This is a genomic window from Bacillus toyonensis BCT-7112 (assembly GCF_000496285.1).
In the GTDB taxonomy this organism is placed as follows: Bacteria; Bacillota; Bacilli; order Bacillales; family Bacillaceae_G; genus Bacillus_A; species Bacillus_A toyonensis.
The window spans coordinates 2,090,955-2,111,830 of the sequence record NC_022781.1 but is presented as its reverse complement, the minus strand read 5'-3'; the positions used below and the strand labels follow the sequence as shown (position 1 = coordinate 2,111,830).

Sequence of the window (20,876 nt, the reverse complement as noted above, 5' to 3'; positions counted from 1 at the left end):
CCATAATAGTAATTTATATAATAGGAGTAGGATGTGTCCAAATGATTTTGGGGCATCTTTTTTTGTGAACATACAAAACATTTAACTTAGTGTATTAAACGTATAATTCATAAGTATTTTAATATATTTTAAAGTAAAATGAAATAATAAACGGATAATTGTCGGAATATATTCGATTCCGCTCGTTTTTATGAAATATATGTACTTTTTGTTAGATTCCTTCTTTTTGTACATATACAATACCTGTATATAGAAATAAGAAAAGGATGATGTACGTGAAAGACACTGTTTTACAAGAAACAATTTCTCCACAAGAGTTACATAAGATTGTTCAAAAGAATACGGCGTATTATGACTTTAAATGGGGAAAAGTAGAAAATCCAGCACAAGGGAATACGTGGAATTGGGTAGCATTTTTCTTCCCAACTTTTTGGTTAGCTTATCGTAAAATGTATAAGTTGTTTATTATACTTACGTTATTGGCGGTACCTAGTATCGTTGTAACTCCTTTTATAGATATTTCAGATGGGATTTATTTAACAGTTAGTTTAGTTCTTCAATTAGGAGTGATGATATTTACTGGATGGCAAGGAAACCGTTTATATTATAAGCATGCTATTCGAGTTTTACATAAGGAAGAAGATATGCCGGATCACAAGAAGGCGTATTACTTACAATCAAAGGGCGGCGCTAGTGCTGCTGGTATGATTGGTTTACAAGTTATAGTTGGGATAGTGTTTGGTGGAGCTATGTTCGGACTTTCTCTTTTACCAACTGAGCCGAATATTAAAAATGTTGTTCGTTCAAGTGATGAAGGATTTACTTTAGAGGTTATGACTGATAATCCAACTTGGAAGTTCGTGAAGAAAGAAAAAGAGTATGACGTAGTAGAGTTTACTGGTTATGACTATACAGAGAAGAAAAACGTAAAAATTAAATTCGCTGTTTATTTCAGTGAAGGTTACTTTGAATGGCAAGAAGTATATGAGAATAATAAGAAGTTAAGTGAAGAAGAGTTAGAAGAGTATCAATTTTATATTGAAGAGAATGGTTGGGGGTTCTAGTGAGAACTCATTCATTTTGAAAAGAAGAATCTTGTGAAGGTTCTTCTTTTTTATTGTAAACACCATACGAATTGAAATTTTGTAAAATACAATAAAAAATGAGAATTTGAGGTAGGCTTGTCAATAACGTAAGACTATGGCACTATAAAGAAATGCTATACAAATTTTATTTATCGACATGTAAACATCAAATTTGATTTTTACGTATAAATAATGAACGGAGGAAATGAATTTATGGCTACTTTACCAAATTGTCCAAAATGTAATTCAGAATATACGTATGAGGATGGCGTTCTTTTCGTATGTCCAGAATGTGCTCATGAGTGGGGCAAAGAAGCAGAAGCTGAAAATAATGATGGTGCAAAAGTTGTAAAAGATGCAAACGGAAACGTTCTTCAAGATGGTGATGCTGTTACTGTAATTAAAGATTTAAAAGTAAAGGGTACTTCTTCAGTTGTGAAGATTGGTACGAAAGTAAAGAGTATTCGTCTAGTTGATGGAGATCATGATATTGATTGTAAAATCGACGGTTTCGGAGCTATGAAGTTAAAATCACAGTTCGTTAAGAAGGCGTAAGACAAATAAAAAGAGGAGGCTATTCGCCTCCTCTTTTTATTATGTCACTTTTTGTCGGTAAATCGATATTTCGTACAAAATCGTTGATATATTGTGAGTTATGATAGATATATTTGAAAAATCGTTGATATATTGTAAGTTATGATAGATATATTGAAAAAATCGTTAATATAATTTCATTCGCCGTGAACTACGCACGATTCACCTCGCATCATAGTCAATTTCTTTCAACTGACAGCGCTTATTAAAGAATGTTTTATATCCAAGCTGTAAGAAGATAATGACAGCGAAAGCAGTACTCCCTGAAATACCGAGTATGATAGCAATTTGATATTGAATTGCTGTAAACGGTGATACACCGGATAATATTTGACCGGTCATCATACCGGGTAAGCTTATAATTCCCATACCGACCATGGAATTGATTGTTGGTAAAATAGCAGAATCAAAAGCGTCTCTTATGAGGGGAGCAGTTGCTTCTTTCGGTGTTGCGCCGAGCATAAGGGCACCTTCAATATGATCTCTTTGAGATTTCATATTGTTTAAAAAGGTGTTTGCCCCGAGGCAAATACCGGTCATAGCATTACCGATTAACATGCCGGCAATAGGAACGATATATTGCGGTGCATACCACGGATTATGCCCGATAATAACAAAGATAAATAGTAGTAATGGTCCGATTGATCCCGCAACCATGGAAAGAGCGGCTACACGTTTTAATTCTTTGGACATCGGAATATTAACTCGTTTATAAATATTAAAAATAGCAAATGTAGTAATAGAAGTAATGAGAGCAATTGTATAAAATGGATTACTGTTTTCAAATATGTATGTAAGGACATATGCAACAAGTACGAGCTGAATGGTCATACGGAATGTTGCGATCGCAATTTGTTTCTCGCGAGGTATCCCTTTTAATCTTACAAGTCCGATTAAAATAAGAATGAAAATATAGGCAGCAGCAAGTTGCTAAATTTGGAGTTCAATAACGCCCTTCAACTGAGAGCACTCCCTTTCTAGTTGCACCGTTTGTTTTACTAATTTCAATAATATCGTCTGCAATTTCTTCTGGAAGTTGTTGCGAGTGCGTGATGAAGATAACGGTTTTTTTCTTTTCTCTTGCGAGTATAGTGAATTGCTTCATAACGCGGCGTTCTGTATCACTATCTAATGCCGAAGTTGGTTCATCTAATAAATAGACAGGCGGATCCATAAGTATGATGCGAGCAAAAGCAAGCCGTTGTTTTTCCCCGCCTGATAATGAAGCGGCGTTGTCTTCTAAATTCTTATTTAAGCTAACAGTCGTTAATGCATTCTGCAAAGTATCATCACTTGGAGATGGTTTTTCAGAAAGACGAAGTCCCATTAATAGATTGTCTTTAACTGTTCCGTCAAAAATAGGTGGAGTTTGTCCGAGCATAACTACGTCACGGCGTAATTGAATAGGGGGATAATCAGAAATTGGTTTTCCGTTATATTCGATTGTACCGGATGTTGGAGATTGTAAATCATTTAACATGCGAAGTAATGTACTCTTTCCGCTCCCACTTTCACCGATAATACAAGTGATTGTCTCTTTTTGAATCTGTAAATAAGGAATGTGTAGTATATCTTTATATGTAACGTTTTTTAATATAAACATAAATTGCTCCTTTCTGATTCTAGTTATATCGTATCAAAAAAGAGAGAGAAATAGAAAAATAAGGTTATAAAGAGCAACGTTTTTTCTTCGTCTTGAGTTTTATTAATAAGTTAAGTAAACAATCTAATTCTTGACTGAAAGAAATTACTTTATCATGAGTGAATCCGTACATTTCAACGAGATAGATCAATTCTTTCTTCTTCGCTTCTATTCGATCGTGTAGTTTCGTCAAGTTCATAAGTGAAATGTAATGCCTCCTATAAAAGTATTTATCACATAAAAAATAAGACCGAATGAATTCGGTCTTAAAGGAAATAATAAAAACAACTTACAAATAGCATACACTTTTCATCAATAGTTTTTAATATAAAAATAGAAAATTTTGTGAATAAATATTGAGAAAAATATTTCTGATAATTTCTGTTTATGAAAAAAATTTTTTCAACTGATGAAAAGAGGCTGCCTACATAGTAGACAGCTCGTAAAGTATTAACCGTTATGATATTTATACATCCAAAGAAGACCGGATTTTAATAATCTCGGTACACGTCCCATTAATGGTTGGTTTGCTAGTAAACCAAATCCGTGTTTTTTGCCGAGGGAACCGAGAACACCTTTTAATTTAATAACAGGTAGTTCATCAGGAAGTGGTTCATTATTCCAACGTTTTAATAATATTTGGACAATTTGTTCTCCTTGACCTTCAGCAAGTTGAGCAGATGGTGCGTGTGGAAGTGCTGCACAATCTCCTACAACGTAAACGTGCTCGTCATTTGGAATATTGTGATATTTTGTTAAAACAACCCGTCCGCTACCATCTTGTTCAACCGGAAGGTTTCGAACAACTTCATTTGCTTGAATACCAGCTGTCCAGACGATTGCATCACATGCAAGAGGTTCATCGTGGTTGTACACAATATTTGGTTCGACTTTGGTAATGTTAGAGTTTCGTATAATGGTAACGTTATGTTTTATAAACCATTCTTCTACATATCTACTTAATTTCTCTGGATATGGGAATAAAATTCTATCTTTTCTATCAAATAAATAGATTTTTAAATCAGAACGGCTCTCACGAAGTTCACTTGCTACTTCAACGCCACTTAAGCCAGCACCAACGACAGCAACTGTAGCATTCGGTTCTAGGCCATTTAATTGTTCATATGTCTTACGTGTTTGTTCAATTGATTGTAGACTGTGTGTATATTCCTTTGCCCCAGGAACGTTATGATATTTATCTTCACAGCCAAGTCCGATAATTAAATCATCATATTGGATTGCTTCACCGCCATCAAGATGAACAGCTTTTTCTTCGAGATCAATATTTGTTATTGTGCCGTATTGAATATTGAGGCGTGGGTGCTCAGGAAAAGGTATGCGAATATGCGTTTCTGAAATTGTACCCGCTACTAATGCATAATATTCAGTTTTGAAACAATGGTATGGTACTTTGTCGATTAATGTCACCTGTACATCATCTGGAAGTTGGTTGCTTGGAAGTAGCCGTTGCAGAATTCTCATTCCACCGTAGCCACCACCTAGTATTACGAGGTGTTTCATGATGGATTACCCCTTTTCTGTTGAAATGTCCCCTAATCCTAAAATTTTATATTAATAAAATATTTCGACTTTACTCAATCAAATTATATCGAATTTGTGAACAAATAACAATGCATGAATGAATACTCTGTTGTACAATAAGAAGAAAAGTAAAGTAAACTGTTTTCCTTTTCTAGTTACTATTTCATTATGAAGGCCGAAAAGCAGTGTTGTGAATATATTTATATAGAAAAGAATATTTGCTTTGAAGTGAAACAGTGAAGGAATTGAATAGTTTAGTAAGTGTAATGAAAACAACAAGAAACAGCTTAGTTTTCTTCTTATAGATGAAGTCAGAAGGTAATTTGTTTTGTAGTACAGGGGGGATAATTTTGATTAAACCGTTAATTGAATTTTGTGTAGGTAACCTCGCGAGTGGTTCACAAGCAGCTTTAGAGAAATTAGAAAAAGATCCGAATTTAGATGTAATGGAGTATGGATGCTTAGGATATTGTGGTATTTGTTTTGAAGGCCCATTTGCCCTTGTGAATGGTGAAGTAGTACAAGGATCGACAGTAGAAGAGCTTGTTAATAATGTATATGAGTATCTGGATGAAAATCCAATGTTTTAAGGTGTTGCGAATGGGCAGCACCTTTTTCCATTAGGTAAAATATTATTTCGCAGGGTAGGATAATACGGAATATAAATAAAAAAAGGCCCTTTTAGAAGGGCTTTTTTCCTACACAATTTGTGCAAGAATGGCTCATCGCCAAATGTTGTCAAATATGAGAAACGGGGGACATTCATATTGTGTTCTAAAAGCATGCATTCTATACTTAAAATAAAAAATTATTTTTGGAGTGAATACAAATGAGCCAATTTTCTTTTACAAAAATGCATGGTCTTGGCAATAGTTATATATATGTAAATATGTTTGAGGAACAAATTCTTGAAGAAGATTTAGCTCTTGTGGCGGAAAAAGTTTCAAATATTAATACTGGTATTGGGGCAGATGGAATGATTTTAATTTGTCCTTCTGACGTAGCTCCGGTGAAAATGCGCATGTTTAATAACGATGGTTCAGAAGGGAAGAACTGCGGCAACGGTTTACGCTGCGTAGCGAAATATGCGTATGAGCATAAACTAGTAGAAGAAACAGTTTTCGCAATTGAAACGTTAGCTGGAATTGTAACGGCTGAAGTAACGGTAGAAGATGGTGTAGTTACATTAGTAAAAATCGATATGGGAGCACCACGTTTAACACGTGCAGAAATCCCGATGCTTGGTGAAGGTGAAACACCGTTTATTCGTGAAAACTTCTTATACAATAATCATCGTTATGCATTTACAGCTGTTTCAATGGGGAATCCGCATGCGGTTATTTTTGTTGATGATGTAGAAAAAGCGCCACTTACAACACTTGGACCAGTCCTTGAGACACATGAAATGTTCCCAGAGCGAGCAAATGTTGAATTTATCGAAATTTTGAATGATGACGAGATGAACTTCCGTGTTTGGGAACGTGGATCTGGTGTAACACAAGCTTGCGGGACAGGAGCATGTGCTGCAGTTGTAGCTGCTATTTTAAATGGAAAGCTGGAACGTGGTAAAGAGATTACAGTTCATTTAGCTGGCGGCGATTTAATGATTGCATGGACAGAAGAAGGAAATGTGTTAATGAAAGGACCTGCGGAAGTAATTTGCCGCGGAGTGTATGAGTACAAGATAGAAGCGTAAAGATGTATAATAGAATGAGAACAGAAAGGATGGTGTATTTCATGATTGAAGTAACAGAACAAGCAGCTTTTCAAATTAAAGATATGTTAAAAGATGCTGAAGATGGAGAGAAGTACGTGCGCCTTGCTGTACATGGCGGCGGATGTAGTGGTCTTTCTTACGGCTTAGGATTTGAAGTAGAACCAAAAGAAGACGACACAGTTCTTGAATTTTTCGGTGTTGAATTTGTTATCGATAAAGAAAGTGCTCCAATTGTTAAAGGAGTAAAAGTTGATTATAAACAATCGATGCTTGGCGGCGGATTCACAATTGATAATCCAAACGCAATCGCATCATGCGGATGTGGATCATCTTTCCGTACAGCGACGAATGCTGGTAAGCCAGAAGAGTGCTAAGTTTTTGGCAGAAATAGAGAAAGACCTTTTTAGCGATGGAATACAATCGTTAAGGAGGTCTTTTCTTTTGTCGTGAAAAATCAAAAAGCCACCTTCTAAATTTAGAAATCAGCCTCAAGATATGTTGTGCAACGAGTTTTAAAGTCTTAATCTAATTTATCTTTGCATAGATGCAGGTATCAGTTAGTTGTTTGCCGTCAGCTGAAACATCTTCATTACGTAATATCCCTTCAAGCTCAAAGCCTAGTTTTTCAGGAATCGCACGACTTTTTGTGTTATTACGTTCACATCGTATTTCAATCCTTCTAAATTTGAATAACTGAAATCCAAGGTTTATTAACGCACTTACTGTTTCTGTCATATATCCATTGCCACTAAATTGGGTGTTAATCCAGTATCCAATTTCACATTTAGAAACCTTCCAATCAATCGCGTGAAGGCTAGCAGTTCCGATAAAATTATTCGTCTCCTTATGATAGATAAGATAGCGAAAGCTTTCTCTTTTCAAAAAATTTATATGTGCATTTCTAAGGAGAATTTCCGTTTCTTCAACAGTAGGAATGGACTGGAATAAAGACAACCATTGCTTTAATTCATGAATTGAATCTTTAATAGCTTTATGTACTACATTCCCTTCACCTGCTTGCAGTGGTGCTCGAAGAATGAGTTTGTCTGTTTCTATTTGTAACGGAACATCTAATAAAATAGGATTCATATTATTTCTCCCCTCGAAAACTTTAAATTAGGAAATAATGAAATTTATGTAATAAAAAAACTTTCAGCCAAAAGTTAGAAAATAATAAATATATATTCAATTCATCGTTTACAAATCCCTTTTCACATATTGAAAACGAAATCGCTAGTTGGTTGAGTAAGGAATTATTATTTTTTATCTATTTTCTTACGATTTTTGTCTTTTGCATAATAGAAGTTGGCTGATGTGTATGAAGAAGTTTGATGAAGTAGTAGCAACTGATTCGAAGGTAGAATCTGTCCTCGTTCCAATTGGTGTTGGAATGACTATTTCTAAAGTGAAGAAATAATTATTATCTTACAAAAGTGTAATGTTCATGTCATGTTTTTGAATTTCTTCTTTAAAGCCTGAGCTTTAAGATAAGAATATAAGAAAAAACATTTGAGGTGAAGGAAATGAAAAGATACATTGCACTTTTTAGTATTTTAGTTGTATTTGCAAGTCTGTTAGTTGGTTGTGATATTAATCGTTTAGGAAAAGATGAGTATTATGTTCAAGTTACAGCTGATGGAATTGAAAAAAATGAGAAGTTTGATAACGGAGAGCCACATAAATATTTCGAGTATAAATTAAAAGGATTCGATAAAGGTGGAGAAGAAAAAGAATTGGAATTCACAGCTCCAAAAAATCTTCGCAAAGAAGCATTCTTACGCGTATACAATTCAGATAAAAAAGGTGTAACAGCTTGGGAAGAAGTGAAAAAAGACGAGCTTCCAGCGAAAGTTAAAGAAAAATTAGGTGCAAAATAAGAAAGAAAAAAGGAATTGACGAACAGGGTCAATTCCTTTTTATATTCTCAAAATCCTCTTCTGAAATGACTGTAAATCCATGTCTTTTGAATAAAGCAGTTGTTACCCCGTAACCGGTTTGTTTATTCCCGTTAAATTCTCCAGTGTAAATTGTAGAACTACCACAAGATGGACTACGTTCTTTTAAAATAATATATTCTGGGTGTAAGTCTTTAAGTTGTTCTAATGCTTTATAAGCACCATTTACGAAAGCTTCTGTGACATCTTCTCCATCTTTTGTCATCACTTTCGCTTTTCCGTCCAAAACGTCATCGCCATTCCCACCAATAATTTCAGCGGAAGGACGAGGCGTCGGTAGTCCTCCTAATACTTCAGGACAAATGAGGACTGTATCTTCTTTGTGCAAAAGTTCCTCTATTTTTGAAACGAGATTGTCATTCCCATCATAACGACAAGCGATACCACCTAAACAAGCGCTAATTACAATCATATTTTCATCTCCAATAAAGAAATATTAACTATCACGCCAATTTCTCTTCCTGCTTCTTACTTATAAATGAGGTGATAAGAATGGGAAGCTTATATAATTTAATGAAACCATATAGTGAATTTCAAAGTAAAGAGGAGTTTAATATATATCAAAAACAAGTTTTGAAATATTATCGATTTCAATTAAATAAAACGGATGCTACCATTATTCATTTTTTAGGAAAGTATGCGGTGAATGAGAAACAGAAAACAGTAGGAGTTGCTTGTCCGTTAATGGAGACGATTGCGACGAATGTTGGAAAGAGTATTCGTACAGTACGCCGCTCCATTGCAAAGTTAGAGGAACTAGGAATTATAAAGCGTGTTGCGACAAAAGAAAGACATAAGCGCGGCGGGTATAGTGCGAACTTATATATTTTTCTTATATCTGCAATTGACCGCATGGATGACCGTATGAAAATGTCCGCATGTGAAAGTGAGGATTATGCAGCTGGCTGTAGTAAAAATGAGCAAAAATATGAGGGGGAAACAATTCTTTTTAAAAACATTCCACAAATAAAAGAGAAAAGAAAAATAACGTATGAGCTTGATGAAACGTATTGCCGTCACGATATACCGAAGTCTTTTATATACGCACTGGTGCCGATGACAAGTAATCCGAAGAAGATTAATATATTTTGGAGTAAGGTGGAACTTGCGTATAAAAAGAGTGGCTTACTAGAGCAAGGTGTTTTATTAGAGCAAATATTAGCTGATGAAGAAGTGAACGGAAATTTCATTTGGCGCGTGAAAAGTGTTGTGAGGGCACATAAATATGGGGAAATTCGTAAAGATATTGGGGCACTTTTTTACAGTACAGTGCGAGATTTATTTTTTGAGGTTGGATTAGAGTGGGGAGCAGTATTAAGGAGGAGAAAGGGACTACATCTATTTGATCCGTTTAAAAAAGAGCCATGCTTATAATACATGACTCTTGCTTGTTAATCGAATTTCCTTACAACTGGAACACGAATCGCTACAAATAGTACGAAGACGATAACGGCGATTGCACCGCTTTTCATAACGGTTACGATTGGAATTCCTATTGCAAGTGCAATGGATGTGAATGCATAAGAGAGTGGGATAAAGCCCATTGATGATAGCATAAGTAAACTCATTACACGCCCCATCATCTCTTCTTTTACAGTTGCTTGAATCATTGCCATAAGTGGAACGATCGCCATTGCGATTGTAATACCGTAAAACATGCCAGCTAATAATGCCTGCCAAAGTACCGTACTAAAGTTAATGGATAAGAAGAATATACCAGACAGTAGCATCATGATAATGCAAAATAGGCCGCGTCTACGATTAATATTCTTTAAACCAACAATGACAGCGCCTATCGCCATTCCACCACCAACAGCAGCTTCTAAGTAACTGAACTGAAGTGAATCACCGTGCAGGACATTTTTAACGAAGAGCGGGAAACCGACTTGCATCGGACCGATTAAAAATAAGTTTAGAAAGGCGCTACAAATAAGGAAAGTTGAAAGGAATGGTGATTCCTTTACATATAAGATTCCTTCTTTAATAGAAGTAAACATGCCTTTGTCGGTATCTTTTTGCTCTGACATCGTAAATTGTATTTTTTGGACGAGTATGGCCGCAACGATCAGTAGTAAAATCGTAATCGAAAAGATTGTTTCATAGTTCGTAAATTTGATGAGAATTCCACCAAGTACAGGGCCCAAGATGACCGACGCTTGATTCGTCATTTGTGTAAGTGAATTTGCCTGCGTTAAGCGGCTTTTTTCTACAAGTTCGGGCAGAATAGATCCATCTGCGGACCAGAAAAAAGCATCAGCAAGTCCAAAGAATAAAGCGAATAAAGCAAATGTATATAGTGTTACATCACCGACGATGAACCATGTGAGAATGGTTGCGACAAGAATCGCTCGAATAATATTGGAGTAAAACATAATATTTTTTTTCGGGAATTTATCAGCTACAGCGCCGCCGATAATCATAAAAATAAGCCTTGGAACACTAAGAGCTACGAAAACAACACCGAGTGAAGCCTCAAGGTTTAATGTTTTTGCTATGTACCACGTTTGTGAAAAAGTAAAAAAGGCTAAAGCAAAGCTTGAAAAAAGAGTAGCTGCCCAAAGAAAAAGGAAATTCGTATTTTTTAATAACGGTTTTCCGCTTCCTTCTAAAGCAGTTTTATTTTGTTGTAGTTCCTCCATATTGCTTCCTTTCTATGTGACAAATTTAAACTAAAAAACCTATTAACAATCGTTTTATCCTGCGTTAACGGGCAGTAAAAATCCCACCTCAAAATTCGGTTCGAGCAAAGAAGTTAGGTGGGAGACCAACTGCCCGTAAACGTCCGATTGGTGAAGGCTAATACTCAGTGGGGGATGAACAAAACCCCCACTGAGTATAGTTTCACTTTATACAGTTTCTAATATTTCTATACTGCACTTTCTCATTGTAGACAATAATAATGAATTTGCCCAGTAGCTATTTAACGACAAAAAAAGAAGATACCAAAGAGTATCTTCTTTAAGCTAATGCGATATAAATATCTACTTGCACATTATTTGGGTCTACCGCTTTTTCATCATACAGTTCGAAATCTGTTGTAAAAGCACGTTTGTTTTCTTTCGACCATTGCCAAATGTATTCCCAAGCTTCGCACACGACTTCAGAAACTGGGCCTTTTCTCGATGTAAATACCGCATATGTAGCGGCAGGTATTGTTAAAGTTGTCATATTTTCAGGAACGTCTTTTAATGAAGAAACGGGCATAGCGATTGTAAATTTATATGTACCAGTTTCATCTGATTCGTAGTTTGAATAGAAAGCGAACGTTTCCTTTGTTTGTTGATTTGGGATGTGATGCATCATTTGTTCTTGGAAGTATTTGTTCCAAAGCCCTGGGATTTTTCCTTCAGTAGACGCCTCTTTTTCATTTGTCGTTGTAAGAGAAACACCGATTGCTTGGAAAGCTTCTTTTTTTACGATAATGGGTTCGTTAATCATGAAAATTCCTCCTTTTAAATAAGAACGTTTGTTCTGTTCTATTGTAACATGTTTTTGGGGAAAAGTAGAGCTTTTTAGAAAGTGTTACTTTTTTGAGGAGATATAAAAGAAACCCTTTCATATGTGAAAAGGGTTCTTCGTAGTTCTATATTAAAACATACTGGAGCTATGCATTGGTTGAAGTTTTGCGTTTGGATCGAAGTAAGCTTTTGCATTGTTTACTGCTGTCGGTGCTTCACCAAATCCACAAGCGATAAGTTTTACTTTTCCTTCATATGTACAAATGTCACCAGCAGCGTAAATGCCAGGAATATTTGTTTCCATTTTTGAATTCACAAGAATGCTATTTTTTTGTATATCTAAGCCCCAGTTTTTAATTGGGCCAAGAGAAGAAACGAAGCCGTAGTTTACAATTACGTCATCAACATCGATGATAAGTTTTTCTTCTGTTTTTACGTGTTGAAGAACGACTTGTTCAATTTTATCATCACCAATAAGTTCAACTGGAACGTACGGTGTGCTTACTTCTGCACGAGAATTCATTAAGCTTTCGACGCTATGCTCATGTGCACGGAATTTATCACGGCGATGAACGATTGTAACTTTGTCAGCAATCGGTTCTAACATCATCGTCCAGTCTACGGCTGAGTCGCCGCCGCCAAATACAACAACACGCTTGCCAGCAAATTTATTCATATCATCAACGAAATAATGTAAGTTTTTCTTTTCGTATTTTGCGGTCCCCTCTAATTCTAAGCGGCGTGGCTGGAAAGCACCATTACCAGCAGTAATAATGACTGATTTAGAATAGTGAGTTTGTTTATTCGTAACAAGTTTAAATATACCGTCAGCTTGTTTCTCAAGCGTATCAACAGCTTCTTCTAAGCAAACTGTTGGATCAAATTTCTTCATTTGCTCTTTTAAGTTATCAACTAACTCTTGTGCACGCACTTTTGGGAATCCAGCTACATCATAAATGTATTTTTCAGGGTAGAGTGCGGATAATTGTCCTCCAAGTTGAGGTAAGCTTTCAATGATTTTTACACTTGCTTGTCTCATACCGCCATAAAATGCTGTGAAAAGTCCAGTTGGACCACCACCAATAATTGTTATGTCGTAAACTTTTTGATTTTCTGCCACTTTCATTCCCCCTATAGATGGAATTTTGATATTGATTTCATATATTGTTCATATGTACATGAAAATCCTGCAAATGATGATACTTTCAAATAAATGATAGCATATTTCAGTTCATAATACTTCTGAAAACGACTGAATTATAAGTAAGTTTCCGCATAGATGTTTTTTACATTGTATAAAATATACAGAAAGGAAAATACATGAAAAAAAGGCTGAAAAACCCTTGTAAACGCTATGTTATTTTAAAATATTGATAATTCGCTAGGTGCTTGAATTATGGAATAAAACCGACTAATATAGGGAAGTATTATGTTAAATTTCTATGACAAAATTCGTACGATTTTTTGACTGCGTTTTGTTACGATATAGAATGTGATAAATTCCACATTCTTGACAAATAGAGTTTTTAGTACTTGGTATTATTTTTCATTACTATTATATAAAGAAAAGGGTTGTGATTTGGTGAAGACTCCAAAAATCGTAGTTTTAGGTGCAGGTTATGGCGGGATGATTACGACTGTTCGTCTGCAAAAAGCATTATCTGTAAATGAAGCTGAAATTACGTTAGTAAACAACAACAGCTATCACTACCAAGCGACTTGGTTACATGAGAGTGCAGCTGGTACATTACAAGATGAAAAAATCTGTCTAGATATTCAAGACGTTATCGATACAAATAAAGTGAACTTTGTACAAGATACAGTAGTAGAAATTAAAGCTGCTGAAAAACGCATTATCTTAAAAGACGGCGAGTTAGAGTATGACTACTTAGTAATTGGTCTTGGTTTCGAATCAGAAACATTCGGAATTACAGGATTAAAAGAGCATGCATTCTCAATCGCTAACATTAATGCAACTCGTGAAATTCGTGAGCATATGGAAGCTAGTTTCGCTAAATATGCAACTGAACAACGCGATGAGTTAGTAACAATCGTTGTTGGTGGTGCTGGATTTACTGGTATCGAGTACGTAGGTGAGCTTGCAAACCGTGTTCCTGAACTTTGCAAAGAGTACAATGTACCACGTGAAAAAGCACGTATCATCTGTGTAGAAGCTGCTCCAACAGCACTTCCAGGTTTCGATCCAGCGTTAGTAGAATACGCTGTAAAACAACTTGAGAAAAAAGGTGTAGAATTCCGCATCGGTACAGCAATTAAAGAAGCAACTGAAGAAGGTATTATCGTTGCGAATGGCGATGACACTGAATTAATTAAGTCTGAAACAGTAGTTTGGGCTGCAGGTGTTCGTGGTAACGGTATTGTGGAAGAGTCTGGCTTTGAAGCAATGCGCGGACGTGTAAAAGTCGATGAGTACATGCACGCTCCAGGATACGAAGATGTATTCATGGTTGGTGATGCAGCGTTAATCATTAACGAAGAAATTAACCGTCCATACCCACCAACAGCACAAATTGCAATACAACAAGGTTACAACATTGCACATAACTTAACTGTGTTAGTTCGTGGTAAGGGCGAAATGAAAAAATTCGCATTCGACAATAAAGGATCTGTATGTTCTTTAGGTCATGACGATGCAATGGGCGTTGTTATGGGTAAAAAGTTAACAGGTTGGAAAGCTTCCTTCATGAAGAAAGTAATTGATAACCGTTACCTATTCTTATTAGGTGGACCTTTATTAGTTCTTAAAAAAGGTAAATTAAAGTTCTTTTAATATATAATAGAAAAAGCAGAAACGGCTAAGAGCTGTTTCTGCTTTTTTCATATTAAAAATATAGTATAATATATAAAAAAGAAAGAATATTCTGTCCGTTCCGGTGGAGGAGGTTATTACATCATGGAGAAACGAGGGAAAGTTTGGTTAGCTGTTAGTGGTTTAGTAGCTACAAAAGATGGCAGGTGGCTATTTGTTAAGAAAAAATACAGTGGATTAAAGGGGAAATGGTCTTTGCCAGCTGGTTTTGTAAATGAAGGTGAGACGGTTGATGAAGCTGTGAAACGTGAAGTATTAGAAGAGACAGGTATTGTCGCTCATGTGAAGGGGATTATAGGTATTCGGTCGGGCGTTATTCGTAATGAAATTAGTGATAATATGATTATTTTCCTTTTGGAGCCTGAAGGGGAAAATATTATTGTACAGGAGAAGGAATTGTCTGAAGTAGCATTTTTACATCCAGAGACGATTGCTGACGATCCCAATACGTCTGTACTTATTAAATATTTGCTAGAAAGAAGATCAGAACTACATCTTGAAATGGACAAAACATTAAATCCAGGAGAGCAATTTGGTTATACAGCCTATCACGTATTTACGGCGCATGCGAAGGAGAGGGAGAAAGAGTGAGTATACCGGTACTACTTATTTCAATGATGTTATTCTTTATTTTGTTTTTTGGAATTGGATTTTTACTCAACATGATTTTGCGAGCTACATGGGTAATGGTTATTGTGTATCCGATTGTTTGTATGCTTATTATTAATAAAGCGAGTGTGTGGGATTATTTTTCAAAGCCGAAAGAAACATTTTCTTCATTTGGGACAAGTGTATCGCATTTAGGACAAGCCGATATGTTTATTTTATCTACTGGATTAGTAGGTGCTGCTTTGGCAGGAATCGTAATTAAGAAACTTCGAAAGAGTGGATATCAAATGTTTTAATCTCCAATCAATTTGGAGATTATTTTTTTGCATATTCCTTCATCGTATAGGGAATGATTAACGATGAAGGAGTGTGGAATATAAAAATGTTAAAACGATATTGTATTCGCATTATGATGACTTGTTTACTTGTATCCGCATTATGCGTAACATGGAAGGCTTTCACAGGAGTTTCTTTATTAGAGATTGTAAAGAAATATGAGGGAACGAGTGCAAAAGAAGTACATGCAGCAGAAGTTAAGAGAAATGTTGCTCCGAGTAAAGAAGTGATAAATGCTTTAGAGCAGGCAAACGACTGGTCTAAATATCGTTCAATTGAAATGACTGCAACTGGTTATACGTCAGGAGTGGAGTCAACTGGTAAGAGTCCAGGACATCCAGAGTATGGTATTACATATTCAGGTGTTAAAGCGAAAAGGGATTTATATTCTACAATCGCTGCGGATTTACGTGTATTCCCGATTGGAACGATTTTATTCGTGCCAGATTACGGATATGGGGTTGTCGCTGATAAGGGCGGTGCTATAAAAGGAAACCGTCTCGATTTATATTATGATACGGTGAAAGATGTTTATAGCCAATGGGGTAAGAAAAAAGTAAATGTATATGTAGTTAAGGTAGGAAATGGTAAGTTTACAGAAGAAGAGTTAACGATGTTAAATGAAGACGAAACGATGCAAGTGTTTCGTGGCCAATATTTAAAACAAAGATAGTCTAGTGGTAATTACGCTAGACTTTTTTATTTGATAATAGAAGAAAGATGGATCACCCCGCTATTTGTGGGCAGTAAAACCCCCACCTCAAAATTCAGCGAAAGCAAAGAAATTAGGCGGGGGGCGGGCTGCCCATAAAAGCCCGATTGGTGAAGGCTAATGATCAGTGGGGGATGAAGAAAAACACCACTGATTAAAGGTTCACTTTATATAGGATGTAACAGAAGTTAGAATTGTCGCATTTTATCGAAAATAAAGTTATAATAAAGGCAGAGTAGAGAAATTTAGGGGGTCTGAACATGTTTCAAGTACAAAAAGAATTAGCAGGTCATGAAGCGGTAATTGTTGCCTTATTTGAAGAAGAGAAAACGAGTAGTTTTGTACAAGAACTGGACAAAGCGTTTGAAGGGCAATTACAAGTTTTATTAGAAGAGAAAGAACTTTCTACTAAGAAGAAAGCTATTTCAAAAGTACATAGTTTAGGAAAAACAAATGTAAAACGCTATTACTTCGTCGGTTTAGGAAAGAAAGAATCTTATACGACAGAAACGTTACGTGCGGCTCTTGGTAAGGCGTTTAAAACGTTACAGGCAGCAAAAGTACAAGATGCAGCAATCTTACTTGATTCTTTCGTAACAGAGAAATTAGATGTGATTGATGTAGCTCATATAGCGGCAGAAGTACAAGGTCTTGGTACATATGAATTACAAACGTATAAATCAGATAAAAAGGATCGTGTAGAGTTAGAGAAGTTCACGGCTATTACAGCGGAAGATGCACAGGAAATTGAAGCTGCATTAACAGTTGGCTACGTGCATGGACGCGCAACAAATTCGGCTCGTACACTTGTAAATATGCCGCCAAACGTATTAACAGCGACGAAGCTTGCTGAGTATGCTGTTGAGTTAGCGGAAAAGTATGATATGGATTATAAAGTTCTTGAGAAAGAAGAGATGGAAGATCTTGGTATGGGTGCGTTACTTGCAGTAAACCAAGGTAGTACAGAGCCGCCAAAAATGATTGCTCTTATTTATAAAGGAAAAGAAGAGTGGACAGATGTCATTGGATTTGTTGGAAAAGGAATCACATACGATACAGGTGGTTATTCTTTAAAACCACGTGAAGGCATGGTCGGTATGAAAGGTGATATGGGCGGTGCTGCTGCTGTATTAGGTGCGATGGAAATTATCGGTGAACTTCGCCCAGAGCAAAATGTGATCGCTGTTATTCCATCAACTGATAACGTTGTAAGTGGTACAGCATTTAAGCCAGACGATGTAATTACATCTATGAGCGGAAAAACAATTGAAGTATTAAATACAGATGCAGAAGGTCGCCTTGCGTTAGCGGACGGTATTACGTATGCGAAAAAACTAGGTGCAAACTACCTTATTGATGTTGCGACATTAACAGGCGGTGTAATTGTTGCACTTGGAAATCATACGACAGGCGCAATGACAAACAATGAAGAGTTGTTTGAGCAAGTACTAGAAGCTTCTATGGAAACGGATGAATCAATTTGGCAATTACCGATTTTTGATCGTGATAAAGAACGCGTTCGAAACAGTAAGTTTGCTGATTTAAATAACTCACCAGGCCGTGAAGGGCATGCGGTTATGGCAGGTACATTCCTAGGTGAATTTGCTGAAGATACACCGTGGGTACACTTAGATATCGCTGGAACATCTGAAACATCAGGAGCAAATGATTTAGGGCCGGCCGGGGCAACAGGTGCAATGGTACGTACACTTGCAACACTTGTTGAGCGTTTCGGGGAAGAATAATTTTTGAAGAAAAGACTGTCTCAAACATTTGAGGCAGTCTTTTCTTATTGATATGGTACGAGTGTGATCAGTTTTTGTCGGTAAGTCGATACAACTTCATTTACTATTATGCTGTTTAAAAACGTGTGGCATAGTGAAAGGCTCGTCTTATAAAGAAATCGTATATAACGTCCCGCTTAAAGCAAAGGAAGTACGTCCTGTTTCTTCAGAGACAACTAAAATAAGTGCGTCACTTTTTTCTGATAAGCCAATTGCAGCTCTGTGACGTGTTCCTAGTTCAGGATCAACTTCCATACTTTTCGTTAACGGAAGAATATTAGCTGCTGAAACAATATGATTATTTTTAACGAGAACGGCTCCGTCATGAAGAGGATTACCTGGATAAAAAATTGATTCGAGTAACGGTGCAGTTAAATGAGCGTTTAATGTTGTGCCAGTTTGAATACAAGATTCAAGCGTCTCGTTTCGTTCCACAACGATAAGAGCACCGTGTTTGCGGGCACTTAAATGTTGGACAGCAGTTGTGATAAAATGTGAGCTTTCTGTATAAGGTGATAAATACGCCTGAATATAGTATGTAGCTGCCAATGTTTGTACATTTGCCAACATATGATGAATCTCTTCCATTTTACATAAAATACATTCATCTTCTTTATCAATCGCTTGCCTCATAATAGATAATTCTTTTTCAGCGCTTTCAATCATTTGCTTTGTTTGTATTTTGAGCTCTTCGGACAAGCCCCATTCTTGCATAATCCTCATTCCCTTTGGTGGAGTATTTAACCATAGTGTATACAAATATTCCTAGTAAAATCCTGCTATATTTTATAAAATATTGAGATACAGGTTGTTTTTTTCATATAATAAAGGTATGACAAGCGGGAGGAGATAGAGATATGAATTGGAAACAAGAATTTAGTCGCTGGCTTTCATATGCAGAATTAGACGTAGAATTAAAAGAACAGCTAGAAAACATGAAGCAAGATGAGAAGAAAATTGAGGATAGCTTTTATAAAAATTTAGAGTTCGGTACAGGTGGTATGCGTGGTGAACTTGGTGCTGGTACGAACCGATTAAATGTATATACAGTTCGTAAAGCGACACAAGGATTAGCGAAATTTATTGAAAAATTAGGTGAAGAAGCAAAGGAACGTGGTGTTGTTGTAGCATATGATTCTCGTCATAAATCACCTGAATTTGCAATGGAAGTAGCTGCAACACTTGGTGCACATGGTATTAAAACATATGTATTTGAAAGCTTACGCCCAACGCCGGTGCTTTCTTTCGCAGTTCGTCATTTACATACAGTAAGTGGAATCGTTCTTACGGCAAGCCATAATCCGCCTGAATATAATGGTTATAAAGTATATGGTGACGATGGTGGACAGTTGCCTCCAAAAGAAGCTGATGAGTTAATTAGTTACGTAAATGCAGTAGAAGATGAATTAACAGTTGAAGTAGCTGATGTAGAGCAATTAAAAGCTGACGGTTTATTACATATTATTGGACAAGAAGTAGATGATGCATATGCTGCAGAATTGAACGATGTCATTATTAATAAAGAAATGGTACAAAAGGTAGGGAAAGACTTAAAAATCGTCTTTACACCATTACACGGAACATCAAATCTTTCTGTACGCCGTGGTTTAGAGGAAGTTGGATTTACAGATGTAACGGTTGTAAAAGAGCAAGAGTTACCAGATCCAAACTTCTCTACAGTAAAATCACCGAACCCAGAAGAGCATGCAGCGTTTGAATATGCAATTCGTGACGGTGAAAAAATTGGTGCAGATGTGCTAATCGCAACAGACCCTGATGCAGACCGTCTAGGTGTAGCAGTTCGTAATCATGATGGTGAGTTCCAAGTATTAACTGGTAACCAAACAGGTGCATTAATGCTTGATTACTTACTATCTCAAAAGAAAGAAAACGGAACGCTTCCAGAGAACGGTGTTGTATTAAAAACAATCGTAACGTCTGAAATTGGTCGTACAATTGCAAAAGCATACGGTTTAGATACAGTTGATACGTTAACTGGATTTAAATTTATTGGTGAGAAAATTAAACAGTATGAAGAAAGCGGACAATATGAATTCCAATTCGGTTATGAGGAAAGCTATGGTTATTTAATCCGTCCATTCTGCCGTGATAAAGATGCGGTACAGTCTGTTTTATTTGCATGTGAAGTAGCTGCATACTACAAATCACAAGGTAAAACGTTATATGATGGTTTATTAGAAGTATTTGAGAAGTACGGTTTCTTCCGTGAAGATCTTGTGTCATTAACGTTAAAAGGGAAAGATGGAGCGGAACAAATTCAAGAGATGATGGCGACATTCCGTGAAAATCCTCCGAAAGAAGTAGCGGGCTTAACAGTCGTAGCGGTTGAAGACTATAAAGCAAGCATCGTTACATCTTTACAAGATGGACATAAAGAAGAGATTCACTTACCGAAATCAAATGTGTTAAAATATCAATTAGAAGATGGTTCTTGGTTCTGCTTACGTCCATCTGGAACAGAGCCGAAAATCAAGTTTTACTTTGGTGTAAAAGATAATTCTTTACAAAATAGTGAACAAAAGTTACTTACTATTAAAGAAGATATTATGAATCGTTTATAATATAAATTAATTTTAGGTAGTCAGAACAAA

24 protein-coding genes are annotated in these 20,876 nt (G+C 36.2%); 14 read left to right on the top strand and 10 right to left on the bottom strand.

Features of this window, described 5'->3' with window-relative positions:
• Window positions 1–269 precede the first annotated feature (269 nt).
• Both BTOYO_RS11000 and phnA read left to right on the top strand, forming a co-directional pair.
• Complete coding sequence (locus BTOYO_RS11000) at window positions 270–1,064, top strand: DUF2628 domain-containing protein (RefSeq protein WP_033657288.1); 795 nt, start codon at window positions 270–272, stop codon at window positions 1,062–1,064.
• A 234-nt stretch (window positions 1,065–1,298) separates the two neighbouring features.
• Window positions 1,299–1,640 carry an alkylphosphonate utilization operon protein PhnA gene (gene phnA, locus BTOYO_RS10995; RefSeq protein ID WP_000212733.1) on the top strand — a complete coding sequence of 114 codons (342 nt, stop codon included), beginning with the start codon at window positions 1,299–1,301 and terminating at the stop codon, window positions 1,638–1,640.
• A 201-nt stretch (window positions 1,641–1,841) separates the two neighbouring features.
• On the opposite strand, the gene BTOYO_RS10990 is transcribed toward phnA, so the two are convergent.
• The 4 genes from BTOYO_RS10990 to BTOYO_RS10975 all read right to left on the bottom strand — a co-directional run bounded on the left by BTOYO_RS10990 (window position 1,842) and on the right by BTOYO_RS10975 (window position 4,842).
• On the bottom strand, window positions 1,842–2,591 hold the full coding sequence (locus BTOYO_RS10990; RefSeq protein ID WP_225988026.1) for an ABC transporter permease: 750 nt from the start codon (window positions 2,589–2,591) through the stop codon (window positions 1,842–1,844).
• Between the two features lie 31 nt (window positions 2,592–2,622).
• Window positions 2,623–3,282 carry an ABC transporter ATP-binding protein gene (locus tag BTOYO_RS10985; protein ID WP_000470318.1) on the bottom strand — a complete coding sequence of 220 codons (660 nt, stop codon included), beginning with the start codon at window positions 3,280–3,282 and terminating at the stop codon, window positions 2,623–2,625.
• A gap of 64 nt (window positions 3,283–3,346) precedes the next feature.
• Window positions 3,347–3,520: an aspartyl-phosphate phosphatase Spo0E family protein gene (locus BTOYO_RS10980; protein ID WP_001054617.1), complete on the bottom strand. Its 174-nt coding sequence runs from the start codon at window positions 3,518–3,520 to the stop codon at window positions 3,347–3,349.
• A 251-nt stretch (window positions 3,521–3,771) separates the two neighbouring features.
• A complete protein-coding gene (locus tag BTOYO_RS10975) occupies window positions 3,772–4,842 on the bottom strand; it encodes an NAD(P)/FAD-dependent oxidoreductase (RefSeq protein ID WP_000682063.1) in 1,071 nt (356 codons plus the stop codon).
• A gap of 371 nt (window positions 4,843–5,213) precedes the next feature.
• Between BTOYO_RS10975 and BTOYO_RS10970 the strand changes: the two genes are divergently transcribed.
• The 3 genes from BTOYO_RS10970 to BTOYO_RS10960 all read left to right on the top strand — a co-directional run bounded on the left by BTOYO_RS10970 (window position 5,214) and on the right by BTOYO_RS10960 (window position 6,954).
• Window positions 5,214–5,453, top strand: coding sequence for a YuzB family protein (locus tag BTOYO_RS10970; protein WP_000595027.1), 240 nt, complete (start codon window positions 5,214–5,216; stop codon window positions 5,451–5,453).
• A gap of 239 nt (window positions 5,454–5,692) precedes the next feature.
• The gene (dapF, locus tag BTOYO_RS10965; protein WP_000077373.1) at window positions 5,693–6,559 is read left to right on the top strand and encodes a diaminopimelate epimerase; all 867 of its coding nucleotides are present in this window, start codon (window positions 5,693–5,695) and stop codon (window positions 6,557–6,559) included.
• Window positions 6,560–6,600: 41 nt separating this feature from the next.
• Complete coding sequence (locus BTOYO_RS10960) at window positions 6,601–6,954, top strand: HesB/IscA family protein (protein ID WP_000573824.1); 354 nt, start codon at window positions 6,601–6,603, stop codon at window positions 6,952–6,954.
• 151 nt (window positions 6,955–7,105) lie between these two features.
• Here BTOYO_RS10960 and BTOYO_RS10955 read toward each other — a convergent pair whose 3' ends face one another.
• Window positions 7,106–7,669, bottom strand: a complete 564-nt coding sequence (locus BTOYO_RS10955; RefSeq protein ID WP_001068187.1) for a GNAT family N-acetyltransferase — start codon at window positions 7,667–7,669, stop codon at window positions 7,106–7,108.
• Between the two features lie 229 nt (window positions 7,670–7,898).
• Here BTOYO_RS10955 and BTOYO_RS10950 point away from each other — a divergent pair, with 229 nt between their 5' ends.
• A complete protein-coding gene (locus BTOYO_RS10950; RefSeq protein ID WP_225893378.1) occupies window positions 7,899–7,997 on the top strand; it encodes a methyltransferase in 99 nt (32 codons plus the stop codon).
• 106 nt (window positions 7,998–8,103) lie between these two features.
• Window positions 8,104–8,457 (top strand): YxeA family protein, encoded by a 354-nt coding sequence (locus tag BTOYO_RS10945; protein WP_000833123.1) that lies wholly within the window; start codon window positions 8,104–8,106, stop codon window positions 8,455–8,457.
• A gap of 28 nt (window positions 8,458–8,485) precedes the next feature.
• On the opposite strand, the gene BTOYO_RS10940 is transcribed toward BTOYO_RS10945, so the two are convergent.
• The gene (locus tag BTOYO_RS10940; RefSeq protein WP_000635478.1) at window positions 8,486–8,947 is read right to left on the bottom strand and encodes a 2-thiouracil desulfurase family protein; all 462 of its coding nucleotides are present in this window, start codon (window positions 8,945–8,947) and stop codon (window positions 8,486–8,488) included.
• Between the two features lie 80 nt (window positions 8,948–9,027).
• On the opposite strand from BTOYO_RS10940, the gene BTOYO_RS10935 reads away from it, so the two are divergent.
• Complete coding sequence (locus tag BTOYO_RS10935) at window positions 9,028–9,909, top strand: helix-turn-helix domain-containing protein (RefSeq protein ID WP_000535233.1); 882 nt, start codon at window positions 9,028–9,030, stop codon at window positions 9,907–9,909.
• A gap of 17 nt (window positions 9,910–9,926) precedes the next feature.
• Here the strand turns inward: BTOYO_RS10935 and BTOYO_RS10930 are convergent, their stop codons facing one another.
• From BTOYO_RS10930 to BTOYO_RS10920, 3 genes are all read right to left on the bottom strand, one after another.
• Window positions 9,927–11,174 carry an MFS transporter gene (locus BTOYO_RS10930; protein WP_000391933.1) on the bottom strand — a complete coding sequence of 416 codons (1,248 nt, stop codon included), beginning with the start codon at window positions 11,172–11,174 and terminating at the stop codon, window positions 9,927–9,929.
• A gap of 319 nt (window positions 11,175–11,493) precedes the next feature.
• On the bottom strand, window positions 11,494–11,973 hold the full coding sequence (locus BTOYO_RS10925) for a GyrI-like domain-containing protein (RefSeq protein WP_000606662.1): 480 nt from the start codon (window positions 11,971–11,973) through the stop codon (window positions 11,494–11,496).
• Window positions 11,974–12,123: 150 nt separating this feature from the next.
• Complete coding sequence (locus BTOYO_RS10920; protein ID WP_000829781.1) at window positions 12,124–13,113, bottom strand: NAD(P)/FAD-dependent oxidoreductase; 990 nt, start codon at window positions 13,111–13,113, stop codon at window positions 12,124–12,126.
• A 462-nt stretch (window positions 13,114–13,575) separates the two neighbouring features.
• Between BTOYO_RS10920 and BTOYO_RS10915 the strand changes: the two genes are divergently transcribed.
• The 5 genes from BTOYO_RS10915 (at window position 13,576) to pepA (ending at window position 18,225) form a co-directional block, all read left to right on the top strand.
• Window positions 13,576–14,784 carry an NAD(P)/FAD-dependent oxidoreductase gene (locus BTOYO_RS10915; RefSeq protein WP_000856608.1) on the top strand — a complete coding sequence of 403 codons (1,209 nt, stop codon included), beginning with the start codon at window positions 13,576–13,578 and terminating at the stop codon, window positions 14,782–14,784.
• A 123-nt stretch (window positions 14,785–14,907) separates the two neighbouring features.
• Window positions 14,908–15,414 carry an NUDIX hydrolase gene (locus BTOYO_RS10910; RefSeq protein ID WP_000415305.1) on the top strand — a complete coding sequence of 169 codons (507 nt, stop codon included), beginning with the start codon at window positions 14,908–14,910 and terminating at the stop codon, window positions 15,412–15,414.
• The gene (locus tag BTOYO_RS10905) at window positions 15,411–15,728 is read left to right on the top strand and encodes a YuiB family protein (protein ID WP_000027018.1); all 318 of its coding nucleotides are present in this window, start codon (window positions 15,411–15,413) and stop codon (window positions 15,726–15,728) included. Before BTOYO_RS10910 ends, BTOYO_RS10905 begins: the two co-directional genes overlap by 4 nt.
• Before the next feature lie 86 nt (window positions 15,729–15,814).
• Window positions 15,815–16,441: a 3D domain-containing protein gene (locus tag BTOYO_RS10900; RefSeq protein WP_000920107.1), complete on the top strand. Its 627-nt coding sequence runs from the start codon at window positions 15,815–15,817 to the stop codon at window positions 16,439–16,441.
• A 299-nt stretch (window positions 16,442–16,740) separates the two neighbouring features.
• Entirely contained in the window at window positions 16,741–18,225 is a 1,485-nt protein-coding gene (gene pepA, locus BTOYO_RS10895; RefSeq protein ID WP_000487963.1) for a cytosol aminopeptidase, read from the top strand.
• A 147-nt stretch (window positions 18,226–18,372) separates the two neighbouring features.
• Here the strand turns inward: pepA and cdaS are convergent, their stop codons facing one another.
• On the bottom strand, window positions 18,373–18,978 hold the full coding sequence (cdaS, locus tag BTOYO_RS10890; RefSeq protein ID WP_001158744.1) for a sporulation-specific diadenylate cyclase CdaS: 606 nt from the start codon (window positions 18,976–18,978) through the stop codon (window positions 18,373–18,375).
• A gap of 143 nt (window positions 18,979–19,121) precedes the next feature.
• Here cdaS and BTOYO_RS10885 point away from each other — a divergent pair, with 143 nt between their 5' ends.
• The gene (locus BTOYO_RS10885) at window positions 19,122–20,846 is read left to right on the top strand and encodes a phospho-sugar mutase (protein ID WP_001104199.1); all 1,725 of its coding nucleotides are present in this window, start codon (window positions 19,122–19,124) and stop codon (window positions 20,844–20,846) included.
• Window positions 20,847–20,876 lie beyond the last annotated feature (30 nt).

Excerpts from the sequence above, each read along its gene's own strand:
- BTOYO_RS11000 (WP_033657288.1), top strand. The coding sequence starts at position 270 with ATGTACGTGAAAGACACTGTTTTACAAGAAACAATTTCTCCACAAGAG.
- phnA (WP_000212733.1), top strand. The coding sequence starts at position 1,299 with ATGGCTACTTTACCAAATTGTCCAAAATGTAATTCAGAATATACGTAT.
- BTOYO_RS10985 (WP_000470318.1), bottom strand. The coding sequence starts at position 3,282 with ATGTTTATATTAAAAAACGTTACATATAAAGATATACTACACATTCCT.
- BTOYO_RS10980 (WP_001054617.1), bottom strand. The coding sequence starts at position 3,520 with ATGAACTTGACGAAACTACACGATCGAATAGAAGCGAAGAAGAAAGAA.
- BTOYO_RS10975 (WP_000682063.1), bottom strand. The coding sequence starts at position 4,842 with ATGAAACACCTCGTAATACTAGGTGGTGGCTACGGTGGAATGAGAATT.
- dapF (WP_000077373.1), top strand. The coding sequence starts at position 5,693 with ATGAGCCAATTTTCTTTTACAAAAATGCATGGTCTTGGCAATAGTTAT.
- BTOYO_RS10960 (WP_000573824.1), top strand. The coding sequence starts at position 6,601 with ATGATTGAAGTAACAGAACAAGCAGCTTTTCAAATTAAAGATATGTTA.
- BTOYO_RS10955 (WP_001068187.1), bottom strand. The coding sequence starts at position 7,669 with ATGAATCCTATTTTATTAGATGTTCCGTTACAAATAGAAACAGACAAA.
- BTOYO_RS10950 (WP_225893378.1), top strand. The coding sequence starts at position 7,899 with ATGAAGAAGTTTGATGAAGTAGTAGCAACTGATTCGAAGGTAGAATCT.
- BTOYO_RS10945 (WP_000833123.1), top strand. The coding sequence starts at position 8,104 with ATGAAAAGATACATTGCACTTTTTAGTATTTTAGTTGTATTTGCAAGT.
- BTOYO_RS10940 (WP_000635478.1), bottom strand. The coding sequence starts at position 8,947 with ATGATTGTAATTAGCGCTTGTTTAGGTGGTATCGCTTGTCGTTATGAT.
- BTOYO_RS10935 (WP_000535233.1), top strand. The coding sequence starts at position 9,028 with ATGGGAAGCTTATATAATTTAATGAAACCATATAGTGAATTTCAAAGT.
- BTOYO_RS10930 (WP_000391933.1), bottom strand. The coding sequence starts at position 11,174 with ATGGAGGAACTACAACAAAATAAAACTGCTTTAGAAGGAAGCGGAAAA.
- BTOYO_RS10925 (WP_000606662.1), bottom strand. The coding sequence starts at position 11,973 with ATGATTAACGAACCCATTATCGTAAAAAAAGAAGCTTTCCAAGCAATC.
- BTOYO_RS10910 (WP_000415305.1), top strand. The coding sequence starts at position 14,908 with ATGGAGAAACGAGGGAAAGTTTGGTTAGCTGTTAGTGGTTTAGTAGCT.
- BTOYO_RS10900 (WP_000920107.1), top strand. The coding sequence starts at position 15,815 with ATGTTAAAACGATATTGTATTCGCATTATGATGACTTGTTTACTTGTA.
- pepA (WP_000487963.1), top strand. The coding sequence starts at position 16,741 with ATGTTTCAAGTACAAAAAGAATTAGCAGGTCATGAAGCGGTAATTGTT.
- cdaS (WP_001158744.1), bottom strand. The coding sequence starts at position 18,978 with ATGCAAGAATGGGGCTTGTCCGAAGAGCTCAAAATACAAACAAAGCAA.
- BTOYO_RS10885 (WP_001104199.1), top strand. The coding sequence starts at position 19,122 with ATGAATTGGAAACAAGAATTTAGTCGCTGGCTTTCATATGCAGAATTA.